Origin of the sequence: Luteimonas sp. R10 (assembly GCF_045689605.1) — a bacterium.
Classification (GTDB): domain Bacteria; phylum Pseudomonadota; class Gammaproteobacteria; order Xanthomonadales; family Xanthomonadaceae; genus Luteimonas.
This window is the reverse complement of the sequence record NZ_CP141262.1, coordinates 1,569,836-1,589,733: the sequence shown is the minus strand read 5'-3', so window position 1 is coordinate 1,589,733 and position 19,898 is coordinate 1,569,836. Positions and strand designations below refer to the sequence as shown.

Annotated in this window: 14 protein-coding genes and 3 pseudogenes; 1 reads left to right on the top strand and 16 read right to left on the bottom strand. The window is 70.0% G+C overall.

Annotation, left to right across the window (positions count from 1 at the left end; genetic code table 11):
• Window positions 1–108 precede the first annotated feature (108 nt).
• On the top strand, window positions 109–936 hold the full coding sequence (gene pyrF / locus U3649_RS06650) for an orotidine-5'-phosphate decarboxylase (RefSeq protein ID WP_407354081.1): 828 nt from the start codon (window positions 109–111) through the stop codon (window positions 934–936).
• Window positions 937–1,052: 116 nt separating this feature from the next.
• On the opposite strand, the gene U3649_RS06645 is transcribed toward pyrF, so the two are convergent.
• The 16 genes and pseudogenes from U3649_RS06645 to gspG form a co-directional block, all read right to left on the bottom strand.
• The gene (locus U3649_RS06645) at window positions 1,053–1,748 is read right to left on the bottom strand and encodes a DUF6445 family protein (RefSeq protein ID WP_407354080.1); all 696 of its coding nucleotides are present in this window, start codon (window positions 1,746–1,748) and stop codon (window positions 1,053–1,055) included.
• A 28-nt stretch (window positions 1,749–1,776) separates the two neighbouring features.
• Window positions 1,777–3,294, bottom strand: a complete 1,518-nt coding sequence (locus tag U3649_RS06640) for a tryptophan halogenase family protein (RefSeq protein ID WP_407354079.1) — start codon at window positions 3,292–3,294, stop codon at window positions 1,777–1,779.
• Window positions 3,295–3,394: 100 nt separating this feature from the next.
• Entirely contained in the window at window positions 3,395–4,417 is a 1,023-nt protein-coding gene (locus U3649_RS06635) for a cupin-like domain-containing protein (protein WP_407354078.1), read from the bottom strand.
• Between the two features lie 5 nt (window positions 4,418–4,422).
• Window positions 4,423–5,181 (bottom strand): SapC family protein, encoded by a 759-nt coding sequence (locus U3649_RS06630; protein WP_407354077.1) that lies wholly within the window; start codon window positions 5,179–5,181, stop codon window positions 4,423–4,425.
• Window positions 5,182–5,417: 236 nt separating this feature from the next.
• Window positions 5,418–8,579: a TonB-dependent receptor gene (locus U3649_RS06625; RefSeq protein ID WP_407354076.1), complete on the bottom strand. Its 3,162-nt coding sequence runs from the start codon at window positions 8,577–8,579 to the stop codon at window positions 5,418–5,420.
• A gap of 1,111 nt (window positions 8,580–9,690) precedes the next feature.
• Window positions 9,691–10,548 (bottom strand): glycosyltransferase family 2 protein, encoded by an 858-nt coding sequence (locus U3649_RS06620; RefSeq protein WP_407354075.1) that lies wholly within the window; start codon window positions 10,546–10,548, stop codon window positions 9,691–9,693.
• Between the two features lie 139 nt (window positions 10,549–10,687).
• Window positions 10,688–11,515, bottom strand: a pseudogene (locus U3649_RS06615) (glycosyltransferase family 2 protein); the annotation flags it as partial.
• An 18-nt stretch (window positions 11,516–11,533) separates the two neighbouring features.
• Window positions 11,534–13,792: a type II secretion system secretin GspD gene (gene gspD / locus U3649_RS06610; RefSeq protein WP_407354074.1), complete on the bottom strand. Its 2,259-nt coding sequence runs from the start codon at window positions 13,790–13,792 to the stop codon at window positions 11,534–11,536.
• Between the two features lie 10 nt (window positions 13,793–13,802).
• Window positions 13,803–14,597: a hypothetical protein gene (locus U3649_RS06605; RefSeq protein WP_407354073.1), complete on the bottom strand. Its 795-nt coding sequence runs from the start codon at window positions 14,595–14,597 to the stop codon at window positions 13,803–13,805.
• Window positions 14,587–15,198 carry a type II secretion system protein GspM gene (gene gspM / locus U3649_RS06600; protein ID WP_407354072.1) on the bottom strand — a complete coding sequence of 204 codons (612 nt, stop codon included), beginning with the start codon at window positions 15,196–15,198 and terminating at the stop codon, window positions 14,587–14,589. The genes U3649_RS06605 and gspM overlap by 11 nt, the downstream gene beginning before the upstream one ends.
• Window positions 15,179–16,375: a PilN domain-containing protein gene (locus U3649_RS06595; protein WP_407354071.1), complete on the bottom strand. Its 1,197-nt coding sequence runs from the start codon at window positions 16,373–16,375 to the stop codon at window positions 15,179–15,181. The genes gspM and U3649_RS06595 overlap by 20 nt, the downstream gene beginning before the upstream one ends.
• A complete protein-coding gene (locus U3649_RS06590) occupies window positions 16,368–17,228 on the bottom strand; it encodes a general secretion pathway protein GspK (protein ID WP_407354560.1) in 861 nt (286 codons plus the stop codon). Before U3649_RS06590 ends, U3649_RS06595 begins: the two co-directional genes overlap by 8 nt.
• Before the next feature lie 23 nt (window positions 17,229–17,251).
• Window positions 17,252–17,887: pseudogene (locus U3649_RS06585) on the bottom strand (type II secretion system protein J); the annotation flags it as partial.
• A gap of 166 nt (window positions 17,888–18,053) precedes the next feature.
• Window positions 18,054–18,467: pseudogene (gene xpsI, locus U3649_RS06580) on the bottom strand (type II secretion system protein XpsI); the annotation flags it as partial.
• Window positions 18,468–18,778: 311 nt separating this feature from the next.
• The gene (xpsH, locus tag U3649_RS06575; protein WP_407354559.1) at window positions 18,779–19,270 is read right to left on the bottom strand and encodes a type II secretion system protein XpsH; all 492 of its coding nucleotides are present in this window, start codon (window positions 19,268–19,270) and stop codon (window positions 18,779–18,781) included.
• 33 nt (window positions 19,271–19,303) lie between these two features.
• Complete coding sequence (gene gspG, locus U3649_RS06570) at window positions 19,304–19,723, bottom strand: type II secretion system major pseudopilin GspG (RefSeq protein WP_407354558.1); 420 nt, start codon at window positions 19,721–19,723, stop codon at window positions 19,304–19,306.
• Window positions 19,724–19,898 lie beyond the last annotated feature (175 nt).

Genomic DNA, 19,898 nt, shown 5'->3' with positions numbered 1-19,898 from the left:
TGTGATGTTGCCTGTAGAGCCGACGTCCATGGATGACCAGCCCTTCGGGCTGTTGAAAAACATCTCCCGCCTCCGCGGGAATGACGAGCAAAAGCGAGGCGGTCCACCATGAGCTTCACGGAATCCCTGAAGACCCGCTGGCAACAGGCCGACTCCCTGGTCTGCGTCGGCCTCGACCCCGAGCCATCACGCTTCCCGTCGAAGTTCGCCAACGACCCGGACTCGGTGTTCGACTTCTGCCGCGACATCGTCGACGCCACCGCGGAATTCGTCTGCTGCTTCAAGCCCCAGATCGCGCACTTCGCCGCGCTCGGCGCCGAGGACGCGCTGGCGCGCCTGATCGCACACGTCCACGCCGCGCATCCCGGCATCCCGGTGATCCTCGACGCCAAGCGCGGCGACATCGGCAGCACCGCGCGGCACTACGCCGCCGAAGCCTTCGACCGATACCGCGCCGACGCGGTCACCGCCAACCCCTACCTCGGCCGCGACTCGCTGCAGCCGTTCCTGGACCAGGCCGACAAGGGCGTGGTGATCCTGTGCCGGACCTCGAACCCCGGCGCCGGCGACCTGCAGGACCTGATGGTCCGCGGTGAAGACGGTGCCGACCGCCCGCTGTATCTGCAGGTCGCCGAACGCGTCGCGCGCGACTGGAACGGACACGGCAATTGCGCGCTGGTGGTCGGCGCGACCTGGCCGGAGCAGTTGAAGCAGGTCCGCGGGATCGTCGGCGACGTGCCGCTGCTGATCCCCGGGGTGGGCGCGCAGGGCGGCGACGTGCGGGCGGTCGTGGAGAACGCGAAATCGGCCGGCGGCGGCGGGATGATGGTCAGCTCGTCGCGCGCGATCCTGTATGCCTCGTCCGGCGACGACTACGCCGCCGCCGCGGGCAGCGCAGCGAAGGCCCTGCGCAACGAGATCAACCGCCATCGGTAAGGGATGCCAAGCTGCGCGGCACGCGCTGCCGCAGACCCGTGGGAGCGACGGAAGTCGCGACTCCGGACGCTACAACGGCGTCGCGACTTCCGTCGCTCCCACAAAGGCACCGCGTTTCAGGGCAGCACGTCGATGAACGTGTTGATCGACAGCCTCCCGGACAACGGGTCGGGCGGTGGTACGCGGCCGCTGTCGATGTTGCCCGAATGCAGCGAGTTGCGCCGGTAGACCACCATCCGGTTGAACGCCCCGTCCACCCGCTCGATCTGCTCGAACAGGGCGGTGTCGCCGTCGATGTAGCCCTCGCCGGGCGCGTCGCTGCCGCGGCTTTCGTCCTCGAGGCAGCGGAAGTACGTCTCGCGGCGATCCGCGTCCACGGACTCGAAGCCGGTCCGGCGGTGGCGGTAGAAGGCGGTGCCGCCCCAGTCGCCGCGGAACAGGTAGTGCACCGTCGCCAGCCCGGCGCCGGACACCGAGTCGATGTGCGGGATCCGCTGCAGGAAGGCCAGCTGTTGCGGCGACCGGGTCACCAGCGAGTAGTGCGCCATCGGGAACGCGAACCTGCCCGGCGCCAGCCCGAACTCCGGCAGCAGCGGCGTCAGCACCTCCTGCAGGAACGCCTGGTACGACAGCGGCGCATGGGCGCGGATGCCGGGGAACATCGACTGCTGGCCGACGAAATGGCGGGCCGCGGCCTTGCGCACCAGCCGCTCCGGATCGGCGACCAGGTCGTCGATCACCAGCAGCGGCGCCCGCTCGGCGCCGATGGCGAGCCGGCGGATGCGGATCTCGGGATGGGGCCTCAGGATCATGCGTGTCCCCCGTCGATCGGCCGGCCGGCTACGTCGAGGCCGGCCTCCGGTGTTCCCACGTCGCAGGTTCGGCCTTGCAGTAGCGGTCGATGAAGGCCTGCTGCGCCGGCATCCGCGCAGCCGCCTCGTCGATCTGCCCGCGAAGCGAATCGAGCAGCCGGCGCAGGTCGGCATCCGACAGCGCCTGCGCCAGCGGGTGGTGCTGGTCCGGCACCAGGCCCTGCCCCAGCATCACGTGGGTCCAGGAATCGACCCGGAACAGCTCGTCCCCGCCCTGCCAGGCGTGCGCGCGCTCGCGCCAGGCGCGCAGGCGGATCGACAGCGATTCGGGCAGTTCCATCTCGCGGCAGCGTTTCCACATCGGTTCGTCGCGCTGGTTGGCGTGGTAGTGCAGGATGATGAAGTCGCGCACGTGCTCCATTTCCCTGCGGCTGGTGTCGTTGTAGATCTCCACCAGCGACTGCGGGATGCCGCCGAACGGGAACTGCTCGATCAGCCGCACCACCGCGGTGATCGCGAGGTGGATGCTGGTCGATTCCAGCGGCTCGATGAAGCCGCTGGCCAGGCCCAGCGAGACCACGTTCTTGTGCCAGGCCTTCAGCCGGCGGCCGCTGCGGAACGGCACCAGCCATGGTTCGCGGACCGGCGGCGCGCCAACGGCGTCGAGCAGCTTCGCGCGCGCCTCGTCGTCGGACAGGTGCCGGCTGGAGAACACCAGGCCGCAACCGACGCGGTGCTGCAGCGGGATGTGCCAGCGCCAGCCGGCCTCGTGCGCGATCGCGCGCGTATACGGCACCGGCGGGCCGACCGCTTCGGTCTGCACCGCCACCGCGCGGTCACAGGGCAGCCACTGGTGCCAATCTTCGTAGCCGGTGCGCAACGTCTGTTCGATCAACAGGCCGCGGAACCCGGTGCAGTCGATGAACAGGTCGCCCGTGACGACCTGGCCGTCCTCCAGTGCCAGCGCTTCGACGAAACCGCTTTCCGGGTGCTGGCGGACCTCGCGGATCCTGCCCTCGATCCGCTTGAGCCCATGGCCCTCGGCCCTGCGGCGCAGGAAACGCGCGTACAGCGCGGCGTCGAGGTGATAGGCGTAGTTGACCTGCGGCTTGTCCAGCAGCGCGAACCGGTCGCCGCGCGAGGCCACGGTTTCCAGGCAGTAGTCGCCCAGTTCCGACCGCATGCCGCGGCGCAGGCTGTCGAGCCAGAAGTGATGGAAGGCGCAGACAAGGGTGCTGGAGCCGGTGATGCCGAACGGATGGATGTAGCGCTCGCCGTGCCGGCGCCAGTGCTCGAACGAGATCGACAGCTTGAAGGTGCCGGCGACCGCGCGCAGGAATTCCTGCTCGTCGATCTGCAGCAGCCGGTGGAAGCTGCGCATCGGCGGCACCGTGGATTCGCCGACGCCGACGGTGCCGATCTGCTCCGATTCGACCAGGGTGATGTCGAGCAGGTCGCGGAACTGGTGCGACAGCGCGCAGGCGGCGATCCAGCCCGCGGTGCCGCCGCCGGCGATGACGACCTTGCGTATCCTGTGCTGGTTCACGCCGACTCCCGTGATTCGTGATTCGTGATTCGTGATTCGTGATTCGTGATTCGTGATTCGTGAAAAGGCTACGGCTTTTTTTGCTTTTGCGAATCACCAATCACCGATTCAACTTGTCCAACAGCATCGCGCGCAACTGCCGCGCCGTCGCCTCGTCGATCGGATCGAGCACGCCGCGCGCCCGTTCCGGCAGGTGCGCGCCGGCGCCGTCGGCGGGGCCGAAGACGTAGTGCTCGAACACCTCGCGCCAGGCCCGCTTCTCGGGTTCCGGGCGGTCGCGGATCGTCCAGAGCGCATGGTAGAGCGCGTGCATCGGCGTCGGGATGTGCGCCGGCATGCTGCTCCACCAGTAGTTCACCAGCACGTTGAACGCGTCCAGCCCCTCGACGTGGTGCCACCACATGCTGGGTATGAAGATCGCGTCGCCCGGCTCCAGCAGCGCCGCCTGCCCCGCCGCCAGCGCCTGGCGGAAACGCGGGTAGCGCCCGAAGTCGGGCCGGGCGAAATCGACCACGCTGACCGCCTGCCCGCCGGGCGTCGGCTCCAGCGGGCCGGGATAGAGATTGCCGACCTGGTCGGGCGGGAACAGCGTGAACCGCCTTCGCCCGACGCAGCAGCAGGCGATGTTGCTGGGCGCGTCGTAGTGGCAGGACGCGGTGGTGCGGTTGCCGATCCAGATGCTCGACGGCGCCCGCACGCCATGGGCCGCGAAATCGAGGTCGTTGCCGTCGCGCAGGCCCGGCAGGCAGGCGTCGACCGGCAGCGACGCCATGTAGTAGGTCGGCGGGCGTTCGTCGTCCAGATGGGAAAGGATCTCCGCCAGCAGCGCGTCCAGGCCGCCGCGCCGGACTTCGCAGTTCAACGCGGTGAAGTCGTCGTTGTAGAACGGGCGTCCTTCCACCTCCGGGCCGCCGTGCGAGTACTGCACCGGCCGGCAGTTGTAGAAGCCCGTGAGGTAGTCCGTGGCCGCCCGCGCCGAGTCCCGTCCCTGCTTCACCAGGTCCCAGTCGCGCACCAGGCCGCGCAGCACCACCGGCTGTCCGGTTGCGAGCAACTCGTCCAGCGGCAGCGCATCGGGCCGGCAGCCCTCGCACTCGCGAATGCTGGCGGCCACGGCGGACATGGCGGTCAGGCCGCGCTCTCCGCCGGCCCGGCTTCGGCCTGCAGGTGCAGGCGGCGCTGTTTCTCGGCGATCAGCCGGCGCATGTTGTGCATCGAGGCGAGCACCAGGAATGCACCCTCCAGGAAGCCCGGCCGGTGCAGCGCTTCCAGTTCTGCCGCGCACAGCGCCGCCAGTCGTTCGCGATCGATGCCGTACAGCCCGGTCAGGTCGACGCCCTGCTCGCTGTCGAGCTTGATCTCCAGCTTGAGCGGCTGGATCAGCCCCATCGATTCGAACGCAGCGAACATCGCCTTGCCGCCCTCGACGCCGTCGTGGATGCCCCGCAGCACGGTGGCGATGCGCTGCAGGTAAGGGCTGTGCCCTCCTTGCGGCATGAAGATCGGTTCGCCCTCCCCGGAAGCCACCCGCGGGTGGTCGAGGTCGACGTGGATCACCGGCTCCGTGCGCAACTCGCCATCGTCCATGCGCTCCTGGAACCCGATCAGGAACGGACCCTTGGCGAGGTAGCCGGGCAGGTAGGAGGCCTTCCAGCGCCCGTCCTCGAGGTACAGATTTTCCTGCTTGTCGAATCCGAGCAGGGCCACCGACTGGTAGCCGCCCTCGCTGTCCTTGCGGAAGAAAATCGGGTATTCCCGCTGCAGTTCAGCATATTCGGTCGGGAACGCCGGCACCATGCCGACCTCGTCGCCGAACTCCGGACCGAAGCGCGTGACCACGCGCAGGTCCTGGTGGGCGATGTTATTGAGCAACTCGTATCGCGACATCTCGATTCCGTCGGAGCGGACCTGCAGGCATGCTGCCACGCCAGCAGAACCCGCGAAAGCGACGGCATTCCTGGGCTGGCGCTGCAGCCGGTCCGGAGGGCGTGCTGGCGCCCTCCGGACGCCGCCGAAGTGTCCTCCGCCGGGATCCCGGGGAGGGCGAAATCCCGGGGAGGACCACCGGGACCGCCATTGCGGCGATCCCGGCACTTGCTGGCGCTCCGGCCTGCTGACCAGGCTCAGAAGCGATATCGCAACGCCGCCATGTAGCGGGGGCTCTGGTCGAGTACCCGGATGAACTGCTTCTCGGAGCGGCCGTACCAGCGCACGTCCTCGCCGGTCAGGTTGATCGCCTCGAAGCCGAGCGAAAGATGGTCGTTGAATGCATAGCTCACGCTGAGGTCGATCTGGTCGTATGCCTCCACGTAGTGCGGGTTGCGGTTGGATCCGTTCTGGTTGGCGAGGATCAGGTACTCGTCGCGCCAGTTCCAGGCCAGGCGTGCGGTCCAGCCGTAGTTCTCGTACATCAGCATGACGTTGGCGGTGTCGCTCAGGCCCAGCAGCGCGAACTGCTCGTCGAGAGATCCGTTGTCGAAGCCGACATCGCCGCTGACGACGGTGTAGTTGGCATACACGCCGAAGCCGCTGTCGCCGAAGAAGTACTGGCCACCGATCTCCCAGCCACGCAGCTTGGCCTTGTTCTGGTTGATCGGGCGGTTGACGTCGAACATGTACAGCGGATCGTCCGCTTCGCCGACCAGGTCGTACCCGAACTCCATCTCCAGGACCTGACTCCTGCTGCCGTCGTAGTTGGTCAGGCCGCCGGTCTCGCCGGCATTGCGGAGCATGGCCACAGCGGTGAACAGCGCGGTATCGTTCGCAGAACATGCCGCGTCGGTGTCTTCACCGGCTGCGGTGACCTGGGCAACGCAGGTATCGCTCTGCAGGAACGCCAGCGCCGCTTCCGCGTCCGGTCCCGCGCCCGGATCGGTGAGGCCATACAGGTTCTCGCGCACCACGCTGTTACCGATGAAGTTGTCGACGCGCTTATTCCAGTAGGTCACCGAAACATAGCTGGAGGGCGCGAAGTACCACTCCAGCGCCAGGTCGAGGTTGTCCGATTCCAGCGGCTCCAGACCCGGGTTCTTGGCATCGCCGGAGGCGCGGGTTGACGGATTGACCAGGGTGGAACCGGTCGGTGCGTTTACGCCGGGTCCGGCGTAGAGGTCGCCATACGGGGCGCGAGCGATGGTCTGGCTGAACGAAGCGCGCGCCTTCAAGTCATCGGTGAGGTCGATGCTGAAGTCGAGGTTGGGCAGGATGTAGCTGTAGCTGTTCTCCTCGCTGAACGGGAGCACTTCGTCCGATCGCTCAATGCGATGGTCGTTGTTTGATGTCCACACGATCGACTCAGGCACCGCGACCGCTCCGGTCGAGACCAGTTCGGTGTCCTCGTAGCGCAAGCCGATGCGGGTGTGGGTGGCCATGCCGCCCAGCTCGCCGTCCAGCTCCACCTGCAGGTACACCGACTGGGTCTTCTCTTCGATGTGGTCGTCGGCGGCCAGGCCTGGGTTGACGCTGAAATCCGCGGCGTACTGGCTCGCCGCCGCCCACTGGCCCAGCGCGGTGGCGTCGCCGTACCAGGCGCCCGGCGCCGCACCGGGCGCACTGAAGTCGTCGAACATGCCGACGATGCTGAGCTGGTTCAGCAGTTCCGTCATGCCCGGCTCCTCGCCGGCGTTGGCCACGCCCCAGTCGCCCAGGGTGTTGTAGCGCTCGATGTGGTTCTGCCGGGTCATGCTGACCTTGGAGGTGTCGGCACCGAAGCGGAAGCGGCCGTTGTCGAAGTCGAACGTGCCGTCCACGCGCGCCTGGTCGATCTCGGTGACTTGGCTGAGCGCGTTGACGCGCAGCACCTGCGAACCCAGCTGCGAGGCCGGGAAGTCCGGGTTCACGACGCCGTCGGTGTCCGCCAGCGCATCGTCGATGGTCGGATACCAGGTGCGTGCGGCGATCGGCAGACTCTCGTTGAACCACATTTCCTGCGCCCAGTTGCCGCCACAGTAGGGCCCGTCGGAGCAGTTGTTGGTGCCCGCCAGGCTGAACCAGGTGGCGCCGCCGCCGGTGACCGGATCGTTCGGCAGGCTCTGCGACTCGGTGCTGTGCGCGTCGAAGTTGAGTCGCAGGCGATCGGTGACCTGCCAGTCGGCATTGAAACCCAGCGAAGCGAGCTTGTACTTCTGGTTGTTGGTCTGCTGCTCGTAACCGAAGTCCTTGGTGCCGCCGACCACATCGCGCAGGTAGACCGGGGTGGCCACCGTCTCGCCGGTGTCGAATTCAAGGTGAGTGAAGCTGTTGCTGCGCTCTAGCCAGATGGTCTGTTCGCCGCGGGTCTCGGTGATTTCGTTGGTGGAATGGGTGTAGTCCAGGGTGAAAGTGAGCGCGTCGGTGGGCGCGAACTGCACCACCGCCTGGCCGTTGATGCGCTCGCGCTCGTAGTCGGCGAACGCGTAGCGGATGTCGTTGGGCATGCCGTAGAGCTGCCCGATCTCGGGCGCATTGACCACCGTGGCGCCTGGGCGCAGCGCCGCGTCGGTGCCGGTCCATTCCTGGATGTTCCACACGTTCTCGGTCGCCTGCACCGAGCCGCCGTGGCGCTTCTGGTAGCTGGCGGCCAGGCCGATGCCCCAGGTCTTGTCGGGATTGGCGTAGCTGAAGATGCCGGACACCTCGGGGGTGAAGTCGGTATCGAACGGCTGCGACTTGTCGTAGACGGCCTTGGTGCCGGCGCTGGCGATGATCTCGCCGCCGGGGTAGTTGAGCGGACGGGCGGTCAGGATGTTGATGGTGGCGCCGATGCCGCCGCTGGGCACGGTCGCCTGGCCGGTCTTGTAGACCTCGATGCCGCTGATCGCCTCCGAGGCGAGTTGGGCGAAGTTGAACGCGCGGGTCCCCGAGTCGATGCCGCCGATCGGCACTTGGCCGGCCGCGCCGAAGGCGTCGGCGCCCGGGATCTGGCGGCCGTTGAGGGTCACCATGTTGTACTGCGGGCCGAAGCCACGCGCCGTGACCTGCGCGCCTTCGCCGTCGCGGCGCTCGATCGAGATGCCGGTGATGCGCTGCAGCGACTCGGCGAGGTTGGTGTCGGGAAACTTGCCGATGTCCTCGGCGGAGATCGCGTCCACGATGCCGGACGAATCGCGCCTGATGTTCATGGACTGCTCGAGGCTGTTGCGGATGCCGACGACGGTCACGGCGTCGAGCGTGGTTGCGTCCGGCTGCGTCTGCGGATCCGTGGCTTCCTGCGGATCCTGCGCGAAGACCGGATTGATGATGATCGCGCCACCGACGATGGTGAACAGGGCCTTGGACTTGAATCGCCTCAATTTGTCGTGATTCATGGCGTGCCTGGTTCCTGGCTGATGGATGGATGGACGCTTGCGTCTGAAGCGCCAGTTCTGCGCCGATACCGGAGCGGTTGGATCCGGCAATCGCATCGTTGGGCGGTATGCCGACCTGCAACACCGTCATCGCATCGGGCACAGCATTCGCACCGGCCGCCCATGGCGGGCGGGTCGGCGGGAGCGGAGCGGATGCAGTTCAGCCGGGCGATCGCTCGCGGTCCGGCCGGCGGTCGCACCCGGCAGGACGTGGCGTTCGCTTCGCCCCCGGATGTCGACACCGGCGCGGCCGCACGGCTGGTGGCCCGGATTTCCGTATTGCGTGCAGTTGCTGTTTCATGGCCTTCCCTCCCTCGAACTGACCGGCGTACGTTGCACCGGATCTGTTAGCGCTATCGCCTTTGCGCGATGGCATTCCACGCGCTGGGTCACCCCGTCCCTCGATCGTCATGCCGGTAGAGGCGCCTGCGGTCCGACCGACCTTCGATCGACCGCGATCCTGCTCTCCTGCGGACCGGACCGGATCGGACCTGCTGCGCACCCTCGGACATGCCTCCCTCCCCTCGAAGCAGCCTGGTCCGGGTCGAATCCGAACCGCTATGACAACGCTGCCATGTGTTACCGCTAACATCTCTAATTTTGTTTGTCCAGCACGACGTGCCATGGGGCGCGATTCGGTTGCGGGCGCAACGGCTTCGTGCCGAAACCGGCGGCTGCCAGCCGGGCCACGAAGTCCTGGATTCCGCGGCCCGGAGGTCCCCGCGGGCGGCCCGGCCGACGGGGACAAAGCGCACAACGGCGCCATTTGATACCGGTGGCATCAGCACCGACGGCCGGCGCTCGACGTGCCGGCCGCCGGTATCGCGCGGCGACTTCGGGCGGATCGGCTGCCGAGGTGGGCCAAGGCGCGCCGGGACCGCACGTTGTGCATTGCATCACCGATTTCCGCGGCTACGGGCGCATCCGCAACGGCTTGCGACGGCACCGCCCTTCCGGCGCGTGCAGCCTTTCTCGCCACCATCCGTGTCGCCTCGCGCGCGATGCGCGCCGGGCCAGCGATACGCCAGTGCATGCGCAGCAGGCTGGCTGCGGTGGTGTGGCCTGGAGCGCGCTACGGGAGGATGGCGCGGGCGGTGGCGCGCAGGACCGCGAGCGGAAAGCGGAGCCAGATCATCGCGTAGACCGCAGTACGCACCGGCAGCTCGCGCCGCGGCGCCTCGAACTTGCGGAAGTAGCGCGCCAGCCCACGGTGCTTGTGCCATTCGACGAACAGCGGCCGCGAACGGCTGGAGACGCCGCGCACGTGCACCACCCGGATATCGTTGGCGACGGCGACGCATGCACCGGCCTGGCGCGCGCGCCGGCACAGGTCGAGGTCCTCGGCGTGCAGGCGATAGCCCTCGTCGAACCCGTCGATGCGCTCGAACAACGCGCGCGGCAACAGCATCAACGCCCCCGAAACCGCGTCGACCGGTTGCAGCGGCTGCGCCGGGTCGGGCGCGATGTCGAGCGACCGCGCCGAGGCGCCCAGCAGCATCGCGCCGAAGTCGGGGTCGCGACGCCGCGCCGCGCCGTCACGCGCGCCTGCCTCGTCGACCAGGTCGGCACCCAGCAACGCCTCGCCGGCGACGGCCTGCGCATGTGCGTGCAGCCCTGCCAGCGCATCCGGCGGCGGCAGGCAATCCGGATTGACGAATGCGATCCATGGCGCGTCGCAGGCGCGTGCACCCTGGTTGCAGGCCACGCCGAAGCCCGCGTTGTCGGGATTGGCGATGAAGCGCAGGCGCGGATCGGCGGTGGCGTGGCGCTGCACGACCGCCAGCGTGCCGTCGCGCGAGTCGTTGTCGACCACGCGGATCTGGACCACGCCGTCGGCCATGCGCAGCCGCCGCAGGCAGTCGTCGATGGTCGAGGCGCTGCGGTAGGTGACGACGACGACGGCGATGCCGTCGCGGGCGGAAGCGCTCATGGCCTGCACCTCATTCCTCCGGCGTTTCCGCAGGCCTGGAATCGCCGGCATCTCCGTCGAAGCCGGCGGACGGCGGCGCGACGGGAGCCGCCGCCGTCCGCGGGTTCGATCCGGCATCGGCGCTGTCCGGCACCGGCGGAAATAGCTCCCGCTGCGGCGGGCGCGGATCCAGCCGCGCGCAGCGGCGCGACAGTTGCTCGCGGCAGTCGCCCAGCGGATCGCGCATCAGGAAATTCGCCAGCCGCGCGTGCCAGTCCGGCCAGCGCGCGGCCAGCGCCTCCATGTCGCCCTCGCCCGGACCGCCCTCGCCGCCGCGGGCGACGAACGCGGTCTCGCACAGCGCGTTGCGCCAGCCCAGGCCGGACAGGCGCAGCGACAGGTCGATCAGCGCCGCGTACCACGATGCGTAGCTGCTGGCGTCCAGGCCGCCGGCCTTGCGCCGGGCGCTGCCGCGCAGCAGCACAGCGTGCCCGACCGCCGCCGGCAGTTCCGGATGCAGCGGCGGCAGCGCAGCGCAGGCGCGGGCGAGCCGGTCCAGGTCGTCTGGAATCGGCGAGATCTCGCCGATCCGCGGCCAGGCCGCGCTCTCGCCGGCGTTGCACCAGGGCGTGGCGGTGGCGATGGAAGCGTCGCGGGCGAAACAGGCGACCAGCGCCGCGGCCCAGCCCGGCGCCGGGATCGCGTCGGGCGCGAGCACCAGCACGTCGGCGTCGCCGCAGGCGGCCAGCGCCTCGTCCAGGTGCGCGACCTCGCCGATGCCGCGCTGGCGGCGGCTGTAGTCGGCGCGCAGCCGCGTGTTCGCCAGCCAGCGCTCGACGATCGCCAGTCCGCGCGGACCGGCGCGCGCGTCGTCGGCCAGCCAGACGCGGGTGCCGGCCGGAGTGCCGGCATCGAGCGCCGCCAGGCAGGCGTCGAGCGCGTCGTCGTCGGCGCCGAGCGGCAGCAGTACGACCGGCAGGTCAGCCATGCGCCGGTGCGCCCGTGCTCATTCGGAGCCCGCTGCCGCCTCGGCCGCACGTTTCGCTTCGGCCGCCTCCTTCTTGTGCAGCGGCTCCATGACGCGGAAGCGGCGGCTGTACTCGTCGGTCAATCGGCGCGCCTCCATCGGGCTGCGTACGATCGTCGGCGTCAACAGGATGATCACCTCGTTGCGATCATTCACGCGTCCCTTCTGTCCGAACAGACCGCCGATGATCGGAATCCGGCTCAGGCCGGGCACACCGACTGAGGTGTTGGTACTGCCGTTGCTGATGAGGCCCGCCAACATCACGGTCTCGCCGGTCTGCACCGCAGCCTCGGTCTTGAGGTAGCGCGTGTCGATGCGCACGTTGCCGTTTTCATCGGGATCGGTAAGCGGAGAACTCACCTCCTGCGCGATGTCCAAGAACACCATGCCGTCCTGGGTCACGCGCGGGCGGACTTTGAGAATGATGCCAGTGTCGAGGTATTGCACCTGGCTGATTGCATTGTTGGTGCCAGCGACTGGGTTGATCGACACCGACGACACCGGGATCCGGCTGCCGACGTTGAACTCGGCCTCCGCATTGTTGCGGACGAAGACCGAGGGCGTCTGCAGCAGGCGCAAATCGGTCACGTCATCGAGGGCGGTGATGATCGCAGCCGCATCGTTCTTGAACAGCGTCCAGGAGAGACCACGCCCGCTGACGCCGCCGATGCTTCCCGCCAAGGTGCTCCAACTCCTCGGCAGCGAGGGATTGTTGCGCAGGCTCAGATTGGGCAGACCGTTGTCGGTCGCCGCGCGTTCGATGTACCAGTTGACGCCATAGCGCAGCTCGTCGGTCAGCGCGACTTCGAGCACCTGCGCCTCGATGTGCACCTGCATCGGCATCACGTCGAGGCGCTCGACCACTTCGCGAATCGACTTCCATGCCTGCGCTGTGGAGCGCACGAGCAGAGTGTTGGTCTCCTCGACCGCCGAAACCCCTACCTGGCTGCCGTCGACCTCGAGAGTGACGCTGCCCGAGCCGGGGCCGCTGTCGCCGAGTTGCAGCTGACCACCACTGCCACCGCCGGTCGTTCCCCCACCGCGGCTTTGGCTACGGCTGCGGCTTCCGCTCCCGCTGCCATTGTCGCCACCGATCGGGACCGTGCTGTCGCGCCCGCCGACGCCGCTGCCGCGCACCTGGGTCGACTCCAGCCCCGGCATCAGCGAGGCGCTGCCGCCGTCGCTGCGGCGCCCGCCGCCGGCGCCGAACACCTCGGCCAGGCGGTCGGCCAGGTCGATGGCCTTGACGTACTTGAGCTCGTAGGAATACAGCCTCGCCTCGCCGCCGGCGCTGTCGATGCGCTCGAGCCAGCGCTGGATCTCGTCCAGGTAGGCGGGCTGCGGGGTGATCACCATCACCGCGTTGGCGCCCTCCAGCGGCATGAAGCGGAACATGCCGGCCACCGGCGAGCCGCTCTCCTCGCCGAACACCTTCTCCAGGTCGCCGACCACCTGCGCGGCGCTGCCCGAATCGATCGGGAACACGCCGACCGACATGCCCGCCAGCCAGTCGACGTCGAAGATCTCGATCGTGCGCAGGTAGTTCTCGAGCTCGGACCGGCTGCCGGAGACGGTGATCACGTTGCGCGCGTTGTCGACGCCGACGATGGCATCGGGCCGCGCGTAGGGCTCCAGCACCTTCTCCATCTCGGTGGCCGAGATGTAGCGCAGCTGCACCGTGCGCGCCTCGAAGCCACGGGCGCCGGTGGCGGTGCCGGTGCGCGGCGCCACCGTGCCGGTCGCCACCGCGCCGTCGGCGGGCACGATGTTGTAGCGGCCGTCGCTGTAGATCATGCGGGCGTTGTTCCAGCCCAGCACCATCTCCAGCAGGCTCAGCGCCTGCGCCGGGCTGACCGGCTTGGGCGTGCCCAGGGTCACCGTGCCCTGCACCTCCGGCGCGATCACGTAGTTCTGCCCGAGCATGTCGCCGAGGATCGCCTTGACCACGGCATGCACCGACTCGCCCTCGAAATTGAACTGGGCCGAGCCGCTGGTGGCGCCGATGCCGGGCGGCGGCGAGGCAGCCGCACTCTGGTTGATCACCTGGCCGGTCCCGCGGCGGATCTGTGGCTGCGGCAGGATCTCGTCCTCCAACGGCTCGGCCTGCACGCCCTCGGAGGGCGAACGCGCGATGTCTCCGTCGCGGCGCACGTCCGGCACCGGCAACGTGGCGCAGGCGGCGAGCAGGGTGGCGAGGAGGGCGGCGATCGACGCCTTGATCGGGTTGGGGAGCTTCATCACATGCACTCTACGGGTTCTGCTGCCGGCCTGCCGGCGTCGACTGCTGCGCTTCCTGGCGCAGCCGCGCGCGACGGGCTTCGATGCGTTTGCGGATCGCCTCGGCCTGCGCGGCGGGCGTGATCTCCTGGGCTTCGGCCTCGATTTCGGCTGCCGTTTCGGCGGCGGCGCCGGCGGTTTCGGCGCCGGATCGCGGTTGCGGTTGCGGCGCCTGGCCCGCCGGCGTGACGGCCGGCGGCGCCGGCAGGCGCTGCGCCTGGCGGCCCTCGCCGCGCGCGACCGGCGTCGGCGGCTGGCCGCCGACGCCGTCGAACACCCGCAGTTCCAACGCGCGCTCGCCTTCCGGGCCGGCGAACACCGCGCTGCGCGGTCCGACCGAGACCAGCGACCACGCCGGCGCCGTGCGCGGCGATTCGCCGACCTTCACCCGCAGCGGCTCGCCGCCCTCGCGCGGCTGCACGATCGCCATTTGCAGGTCCGGCGTGATCAGCACGCTGGTGAGCACGACATCGAACTCGCCGGGCCCCTCCTCGCCGTCGACCTGCGGCTCGAGGAAGAACGGCCGGTGGCGGCGGTCGCTGGCGAACAACGGGCGCTCGCCGATCTCGGAATACTGCGACATCGGCCCGAGACGCTCCTCGGCGCCGGCGCTGCCCTGCGGCAGCGGCTGCAGCAACGCCGGATCCTCCGGCAGCGGCTCGACGCGGCCGCCCAGCCCGAACAACGCCAGCAGCCACACGCAGACCGCCCACAGCGCCGCCGCCGCCAGCATCCGGGTGCGGGCGCCGGCGGCCTCAGCGCGCATCGGCACTCCCCGGCGACGGCTGCAGATAGCCGTAGAGATCGAAGCTCACGTCCAGGCCGACGCCCTGGTCCGGCTGGTCGGCGGCCATGAAGTGCGCTTGCGAGAGGATGTTGAGATTGTCGATGAACAGCCGCGGCGAACCGCTTTCCAGCGTATGCAGGACCGCCGCCAGCTCCGGGCTGCCGCAGCGGATGCGCGCCTGCACCACCACCCGCGGGAACCGCTGCTGGCGCACGTCGCTGAGCGGCGAGCGGTTGATGATCGCGCAGCTGCGGTTGCCCGGGCTGGCCTCGAGCACCGCGGTCTCCAGGCGCTGCACCAGCGCTGCGGTGGCCAGTTCCGGGCTGCGCTCGGGCAGGAAGCCCGGCAGCCGCGCCACCTGCTCCTGGAACGCCTCGGTCCGCTCGCGCAGCTGCGGCGCCTGCGACAGCACCATGCGCGCGCGCAGGTCGCGTTGCTGCAGGGTATCGATGCGCTCGCCGAGCTGCAGCATCGGCCGCGTCCACCAGGGGTGGATCAGCACCAGGTAGGCGAGTGCCAGCAGCGCCAGCAGGATCGCCAGCGCCAGCCAGCGCTCGCGGTCAGCGATCGCGTTGCGCATCGGCGCCTCCGGTGTCGGCCGCGTCGGCCGCGCCGGCCGGCGCCGCCGGCGGCGCGGCCACGGCGACCTCGGCGGTTAGGGTGAAGCGGTCGCGGCGGCTGCGCGGGTCGGGCTGCAGCGCGCCGGTCAGCGCCGGCGAACGCCACAGCTCCGAATCCTCCAGCTGCTTGATCAGCGCCGAAGCCTCGTTGCTCAGGCCGATCAGCAGCAGGCGCTCGTTCTCGATCGCCAGCTTCTCCAGATAGGTGTTGTCGGGCAGGCGCCGGCTCAGCTCGTCCAGCAGTTCGACCGTGGTCGGGCGCGCCGCGCGCATATCCTCGAGGTAGCGCATGCCCTCGATCAGGCTCTCCAGTTGCTGGCGCTGCACCGAGGCCGCGCGCGCCTGTTCGATCCGCGGCTGCGACGCCTGCGCGAAGGCGTCGGCGGCGGCGCGGCGGTTCTCGAGGATCTGCCACAGCGCCGCCGCCACCGCGACCACGGCGACCACGGCCAGGGCGAGGTTCCAGCGCTGCCAGGGATCGGCGCGGCGGTAGCGGCGCGCTTCCGGCAACAGGTTGATGCCGAGGGTGTCGCCGCGGCCGTCGTCGAGGTCGGCGCCGGCCAGTCCGCCGGCGAGCGGACCGAGCGCGGCGAGCGCGGCATCCAGCGCCGTCCGCGGCACGACCACCAACTCGACGTCCAGCTGGCCGTCGTCGCGCCGGCCGAGCAGGCGCGCGTCGAAACAGACCTCGGCCGCGGCGAAAGGCGTCTGCCGGTCGATCTCGAACCCGAGCACTTCCCGCAACCGGTCGCCGGCGGCGGCCGGAAGCACCAGCCGCCGACGCAGTCCGGCCGACGCCGGCAACAGCAGCCAGCGCGGCAGTTCGGCCGCTTGCGGCCGCAGCACGCGGGCCACCAGGTCCTCGTCCGGCGGCGAGGCCGGCCACGGCAGCAGGCCGAGCACGCGCGGCTGCCCGCCACGCTCCAGGATCACCGCCAGGTCGTCGCCGTCGCGGCGCAGCAGCAGCCGCTGCTCCACCAGGCCCAGCACCTCCCGCATCCGCAGCGGCAGCCAGCTGAGCAGCGCCCGCGTCCACCACGACCAGAAGCCGTGCACGCCCGGACGCAACCGCCCGCCGACGCGCCCGAAACGCTGCCGGATCGAGGGTCGCGCAGCGATGTCGTCGGCGTCAGCCATCAGGTGCCGAGGTCCCCTCCTTCCAGCGCAAAGGCGTGTAGACCGCTCCCGGCAGCCCATTGCTGCCCACGCGCACCACCGCCTGCAGTACCGCGTCACGGCCGTCCGGCAGCCGCGCGCGACTGTCGATACTATACGTGCCGGTGCCGCCGCCCACGAGGTCCGGCTCGAGCTCAGAGCCCGGCATTCCGCCGCGCTGGGCGAGGACCGGCGCCGCATCGATGCCCATCGCCTGCAGCACCTCGGCGCCGGCGAAGCGCTGGTCGGGGACGGCCTGGCCGCTGTGCACCGTCACGTGTTCGGCGAGGCCCGCGTACAGGTCCGCCGTCATGCCCAGGACCAGCTCCAGTTCGGCGATGCTCTCGAACGCTGCATCCTTGGCGCCGTACGGCAGCCCGGCGGCGGCGTACTGCGGATCCTCGGCGGCACCCTGCGGCTGGCCGAGGTCGTCGGCATCGCGCCAGTCCATGATCGCGCCAGCCAGCCCCTCGGCCTGGCCCGGCTCGGCACCGGCGATCCGCAGCAGCGCCGCCAGCAGCGGCTGATCGGCCGCGTTCAGGTCGACCTTGCCGCTTTCGTCGACGACCCGCACCCGCAGTTGCGCGCCGGCGAACGTCCAGGCGTATTCGCGGCCGTCGGGCAGCCAGCGCGTGGCAGGATCCGGATCGGACAGGCGCGCCATCGCGTATTCCAGCCCGGCGCGCGCGGCCTGGTCGCCGGCCACGCCGCGGTGCAGCACGCGGCCCTGCAGGTGCTCGACCCGCGCCGTCAGCGCGAACCCGCCGACCAGTGCGGTCAGCAGCGCGATCAGCCACAGCACCAGCAGCAGCGCGGCGCCGCGCGCGCGCGCGATCGTCGTCACCGGCGCGGCGCGGCTCATGGCACCGCCTCCTGCAGCGCGCCGTCGTCGATCCGGCCGCTGCCCTGCGGCAGCGCCACCACCAGGACCGGCCAGGCGCCATCGCGCTCGCTTTCCACCTCCACCCGCACCTGCACCGGCAACTGCTGGCTGGCGTCCCAGGCCTCCAGCCAGCCGGTGAGGCGGCCGTCCTGGTTCAGTCCCCGATAGCTGAAGCGCACGCCGGACAGGCCCGTCGCCAGCGGCTCGGGTGGACGCGGAGTGCTCTCCTCCACGGTTTCCCCGGCGAGCACCGTGGAGAAGGCGACCTGCAGGCGCAGGCCCTCGTCGTCGCGGCCGACGTCGATCTCGTGCAGCGCCGGGCCGCCGCGGCCGAGATAGTTCGGCAGGTCGGCGACGAAGCGCATCCGCCGCGATTCGCCGACGAAGCGGATCGGAGCACCGGTGCGCTCGTCCACGGCGAAGCCGATCGGCTGCGCCGAAACCAGCCGCCGGCGCAGGAAGCCCTCGGCGGCACGGATGCGCTCGCTGCGTTGCGCCAGATCGTCACCGCGCTCGACGGTCGCCGTGGCGGCGCGCAGGGTGGCGAACGCCAGCGCCAGGCCGGCGGCCAGCAGCACCGTCGCCAGCAGGATCTCGATCAGGGTGAATCCCCGCTGTGAGTACGGCTGCTTCCCCCCCTTTGAAAAAGGGGGGAAGGGGGGATTTGCTCGGCGCCCCGCCGAGCCAAAGCCAAAGCAAATCCCCCTCAATCCCCCTTTTACAAAGGGGGAAGAAAAGCGACGCGCCGGGCCCGTCATCGCGACGCTCCCCACCACATCACAACGTCACCCCGGCATCGGAATCCGGCTGCACCAGCCGCAGCGACTGCACCTGCAGGCGCTCGCGTGCACCGCCCTGCCCCCACGCCACCGTCAGCTGCAACGCCATCATCTGCGGCCCGAACGCATCGACCGTCGCCGCCGGCGGCAATGCCGGATCGACGTAGGGCGCGACCTCCAGCACCCAGCGATAGCGGCCGTCCTCGAACGTGCCGTCGCTGCGGCCCGGCCGCAGCACCTCACCCACGCCCACCTGCGCCAGCAGCGATTGCGCGTGCAGCGCCGCACGCCCGGCGTCGGCCGACCAGCGCACCTGGCGGGTCGCGCCGGACAGCGTGCCCAGCAGCAGCGTCAGCGCCAGTGCCAGGACCGCGAACGCGACCAGCACCTCGATCAGGGTGTAGCCGCGCTGTGAGTACGGCTGCTCTCCCCCCTTTAAAAAAGGGGGGCAGGGGGGATTTGCTCGGCGCCCGGCCAAGCCACAGCCAGAACCAGAGCAAATCCCCCTCATTCCCCCTTTTTCAAAGGGGGAGGCACAACACCGGGACGCGCGGCGACGCCTTGCCTCCCCCCCTTTGAAAAGGGGGGGGAGGGGCGATTCGTTCGGCGCCCAGCGCAAGCAACAGCTAGAGCAAATCGCGATGCGATTCCCGGCCCTCGCGCAGCGCGCTGGGGCGCTCGGCCTTTTTAGAAAGAGGGAAGAAAAGCGGTGCGCCGGGCCCGTCATGGCGCCCCTCCCCTGTGCAGCCGCACCTCGCCGGTCAGCCACGCCACGTCGACGTTCCAGGCCGCCTCGCCGGAACGCAGCTGCACGCGCCCGCCGGTGGAGGCGCCGTCGTCGAAGAACACGATCGCGCCCTGGTCCGCGCGCGGCTGCACCTCGCGCGCGCCGGTGAAGACGATCTCGAGCGCGTCCGGAACGCTGCCCTGGCGCCCGGCCGGTCCCTGCCATGTGTGGGCGACGGGATCGATCACGAATCGCTGCGGCGTGCCGGTCGCCAGCGCGTGCGCGCGGGCGAAACGCAGGTTCGCCGCGATTTCCTTGGCGCTGGAGCGCAGCTGCAGGCGCTCGATGCCGCCGCCGAGCACGCCGACCGCGAGAACGCTGGCGACCGCGATCAGCGCCACCACCATCAGCACTTCCAGCAGCGAGAAGCCGCGGATCCGGCCGTTCATCGGCGTCGCTGCAGGCGGCACGCCCGCCGGCCGCGGCATCGCAGGGCAATGGCCGCCGCCGTCGCGCATGGCTCACTCGTAGCGGATATCTGCATTCACGCTGTCGCCGCCCGGGCTGCGGTCGGCGCCGTAGCTGACGATGTCGAACGGCCCGCCTTCGCCGGGCACCCGGTATTCGAACGGCGTGCCCCAGGGATCGTTGAGCTCGGCCTCCTTCGCATACGGGCCCAGCCAGCCGCTGACGCCGCCCGGCTGCACCACCAGGTCGCCGAGGCTGTCAGGCAGGGTGCCGGTGTCCATCTCGTAGCCCTGCACCTTCTCCGCCAGGGTCTGCACCTGGGCCTTGGCCAGGTTCACGCGGGCGCGATCGCCGCCGCCGAGGATGCGGGTGGCCGCAAAGGCGACGATGCCGCCGATCAGCACCACCACCAGGATGATCTCGATCAGGCTGAAGCCGCGCTGCCGCGACCCAACCGCCCCGACACGAACGATGCCGTCGCCACGGCTTACATCAATGAATCGCCCGCGCCCCCGCGAACCCACCGCCGTGGCACCAATGAGGCCGTCGCCGCGCCCCTGCGCACCCACCGCTACCGCATCAATGACGCCGTCGCCACGGCTGCCACCAGTGAACAGCCCACGAAAACCGCTCCTCCACCGCACGCCA

What these genes read in the sequence shown, in the direction of transcription:
- pyrF (WP_407354081.1), top strand. Translation starts at nt 109, where the DNA reads ATGAGCTTCACGGAATCCCTGAAGACCCGCTGGCAACAGGCCGACTCC.
- U3649_RS06645 (WP_407354080.1), bottom strand. Translation starts at nt 1,748, where the DNA reads ATGATCCTGAGGCCCCATCCCGAGATCCGCATCCGCCGGCTCGCCATC.
- U3649_RS06635 (WP_407354078.1), bottom strand. Translation starts at nt 4,417, where the DNA reads ATGTCCGCCGTGGCCGCCAGCATTCGCGAGTGCGAGGGCTGCCGGCCC.
- U3649_RS06630 (WP_407354077.1), bottom strand. Translation starts at nt 5,181, where the DNA reads ATGTCGCGATACGAGTTGCTCAATAACATCGCCCACCAGGACCTGCGC.
- U3649_RS06625 (WP_407354076.1), bottom strand. Translation starts at nt 8,579, where the DNA reads ATGAATCACGACAAATTGAGGCGATTCAAGTCCAAGGCCCTGTTCACC.
- U3649_RS06620 (WP_407354075.1), bottom strand. Translation starts at nt 10,548, where the DNA reads ATGAGCGCTTCCGCCCGCGACGGCATCGCCGTCGTCGTCGTCACCTAC.
- gspD (WP_407354074.1), bottom strand. Translation starts at nt 13,792, where the DNA reads ATGAAGCTCCCCAACCCGATCAAGGCGTCGATCGCCGCCCTCCTCGCC.
- U3649_RS06605 (WP_407354073.1), bottom strand. Translation starts at nt 14,597, where the DNA reads ATGCGCGCTGAGGCCGCCGGCGCCCGCACCCGGATGCTGGCGGCGGCG.
- gspM (WP_407354072.1), bottom strand. Translation starts at nt 15,198, where the DNA reads ATGCGCAACGCGATCGCTGACCGCGAGCGCTGGCTGGCGCTGGCGATC.
- U3649_RS06595 (WP_407354071.1), bottom strand. Translation starts at nt 16,375, where the DNA reads ATGGCTGACGCCGACGACATCGCTGCGCGACCCTCGATCCGGCAGCGT.
- xpsH (WP_407354559.1), bottom strand. Translation starts at nt 19,270, where the DNA reads ATGCCGCGGCCGGCGGGCGTGCCGCCTGCAGCGACGCCGATGAACGGC.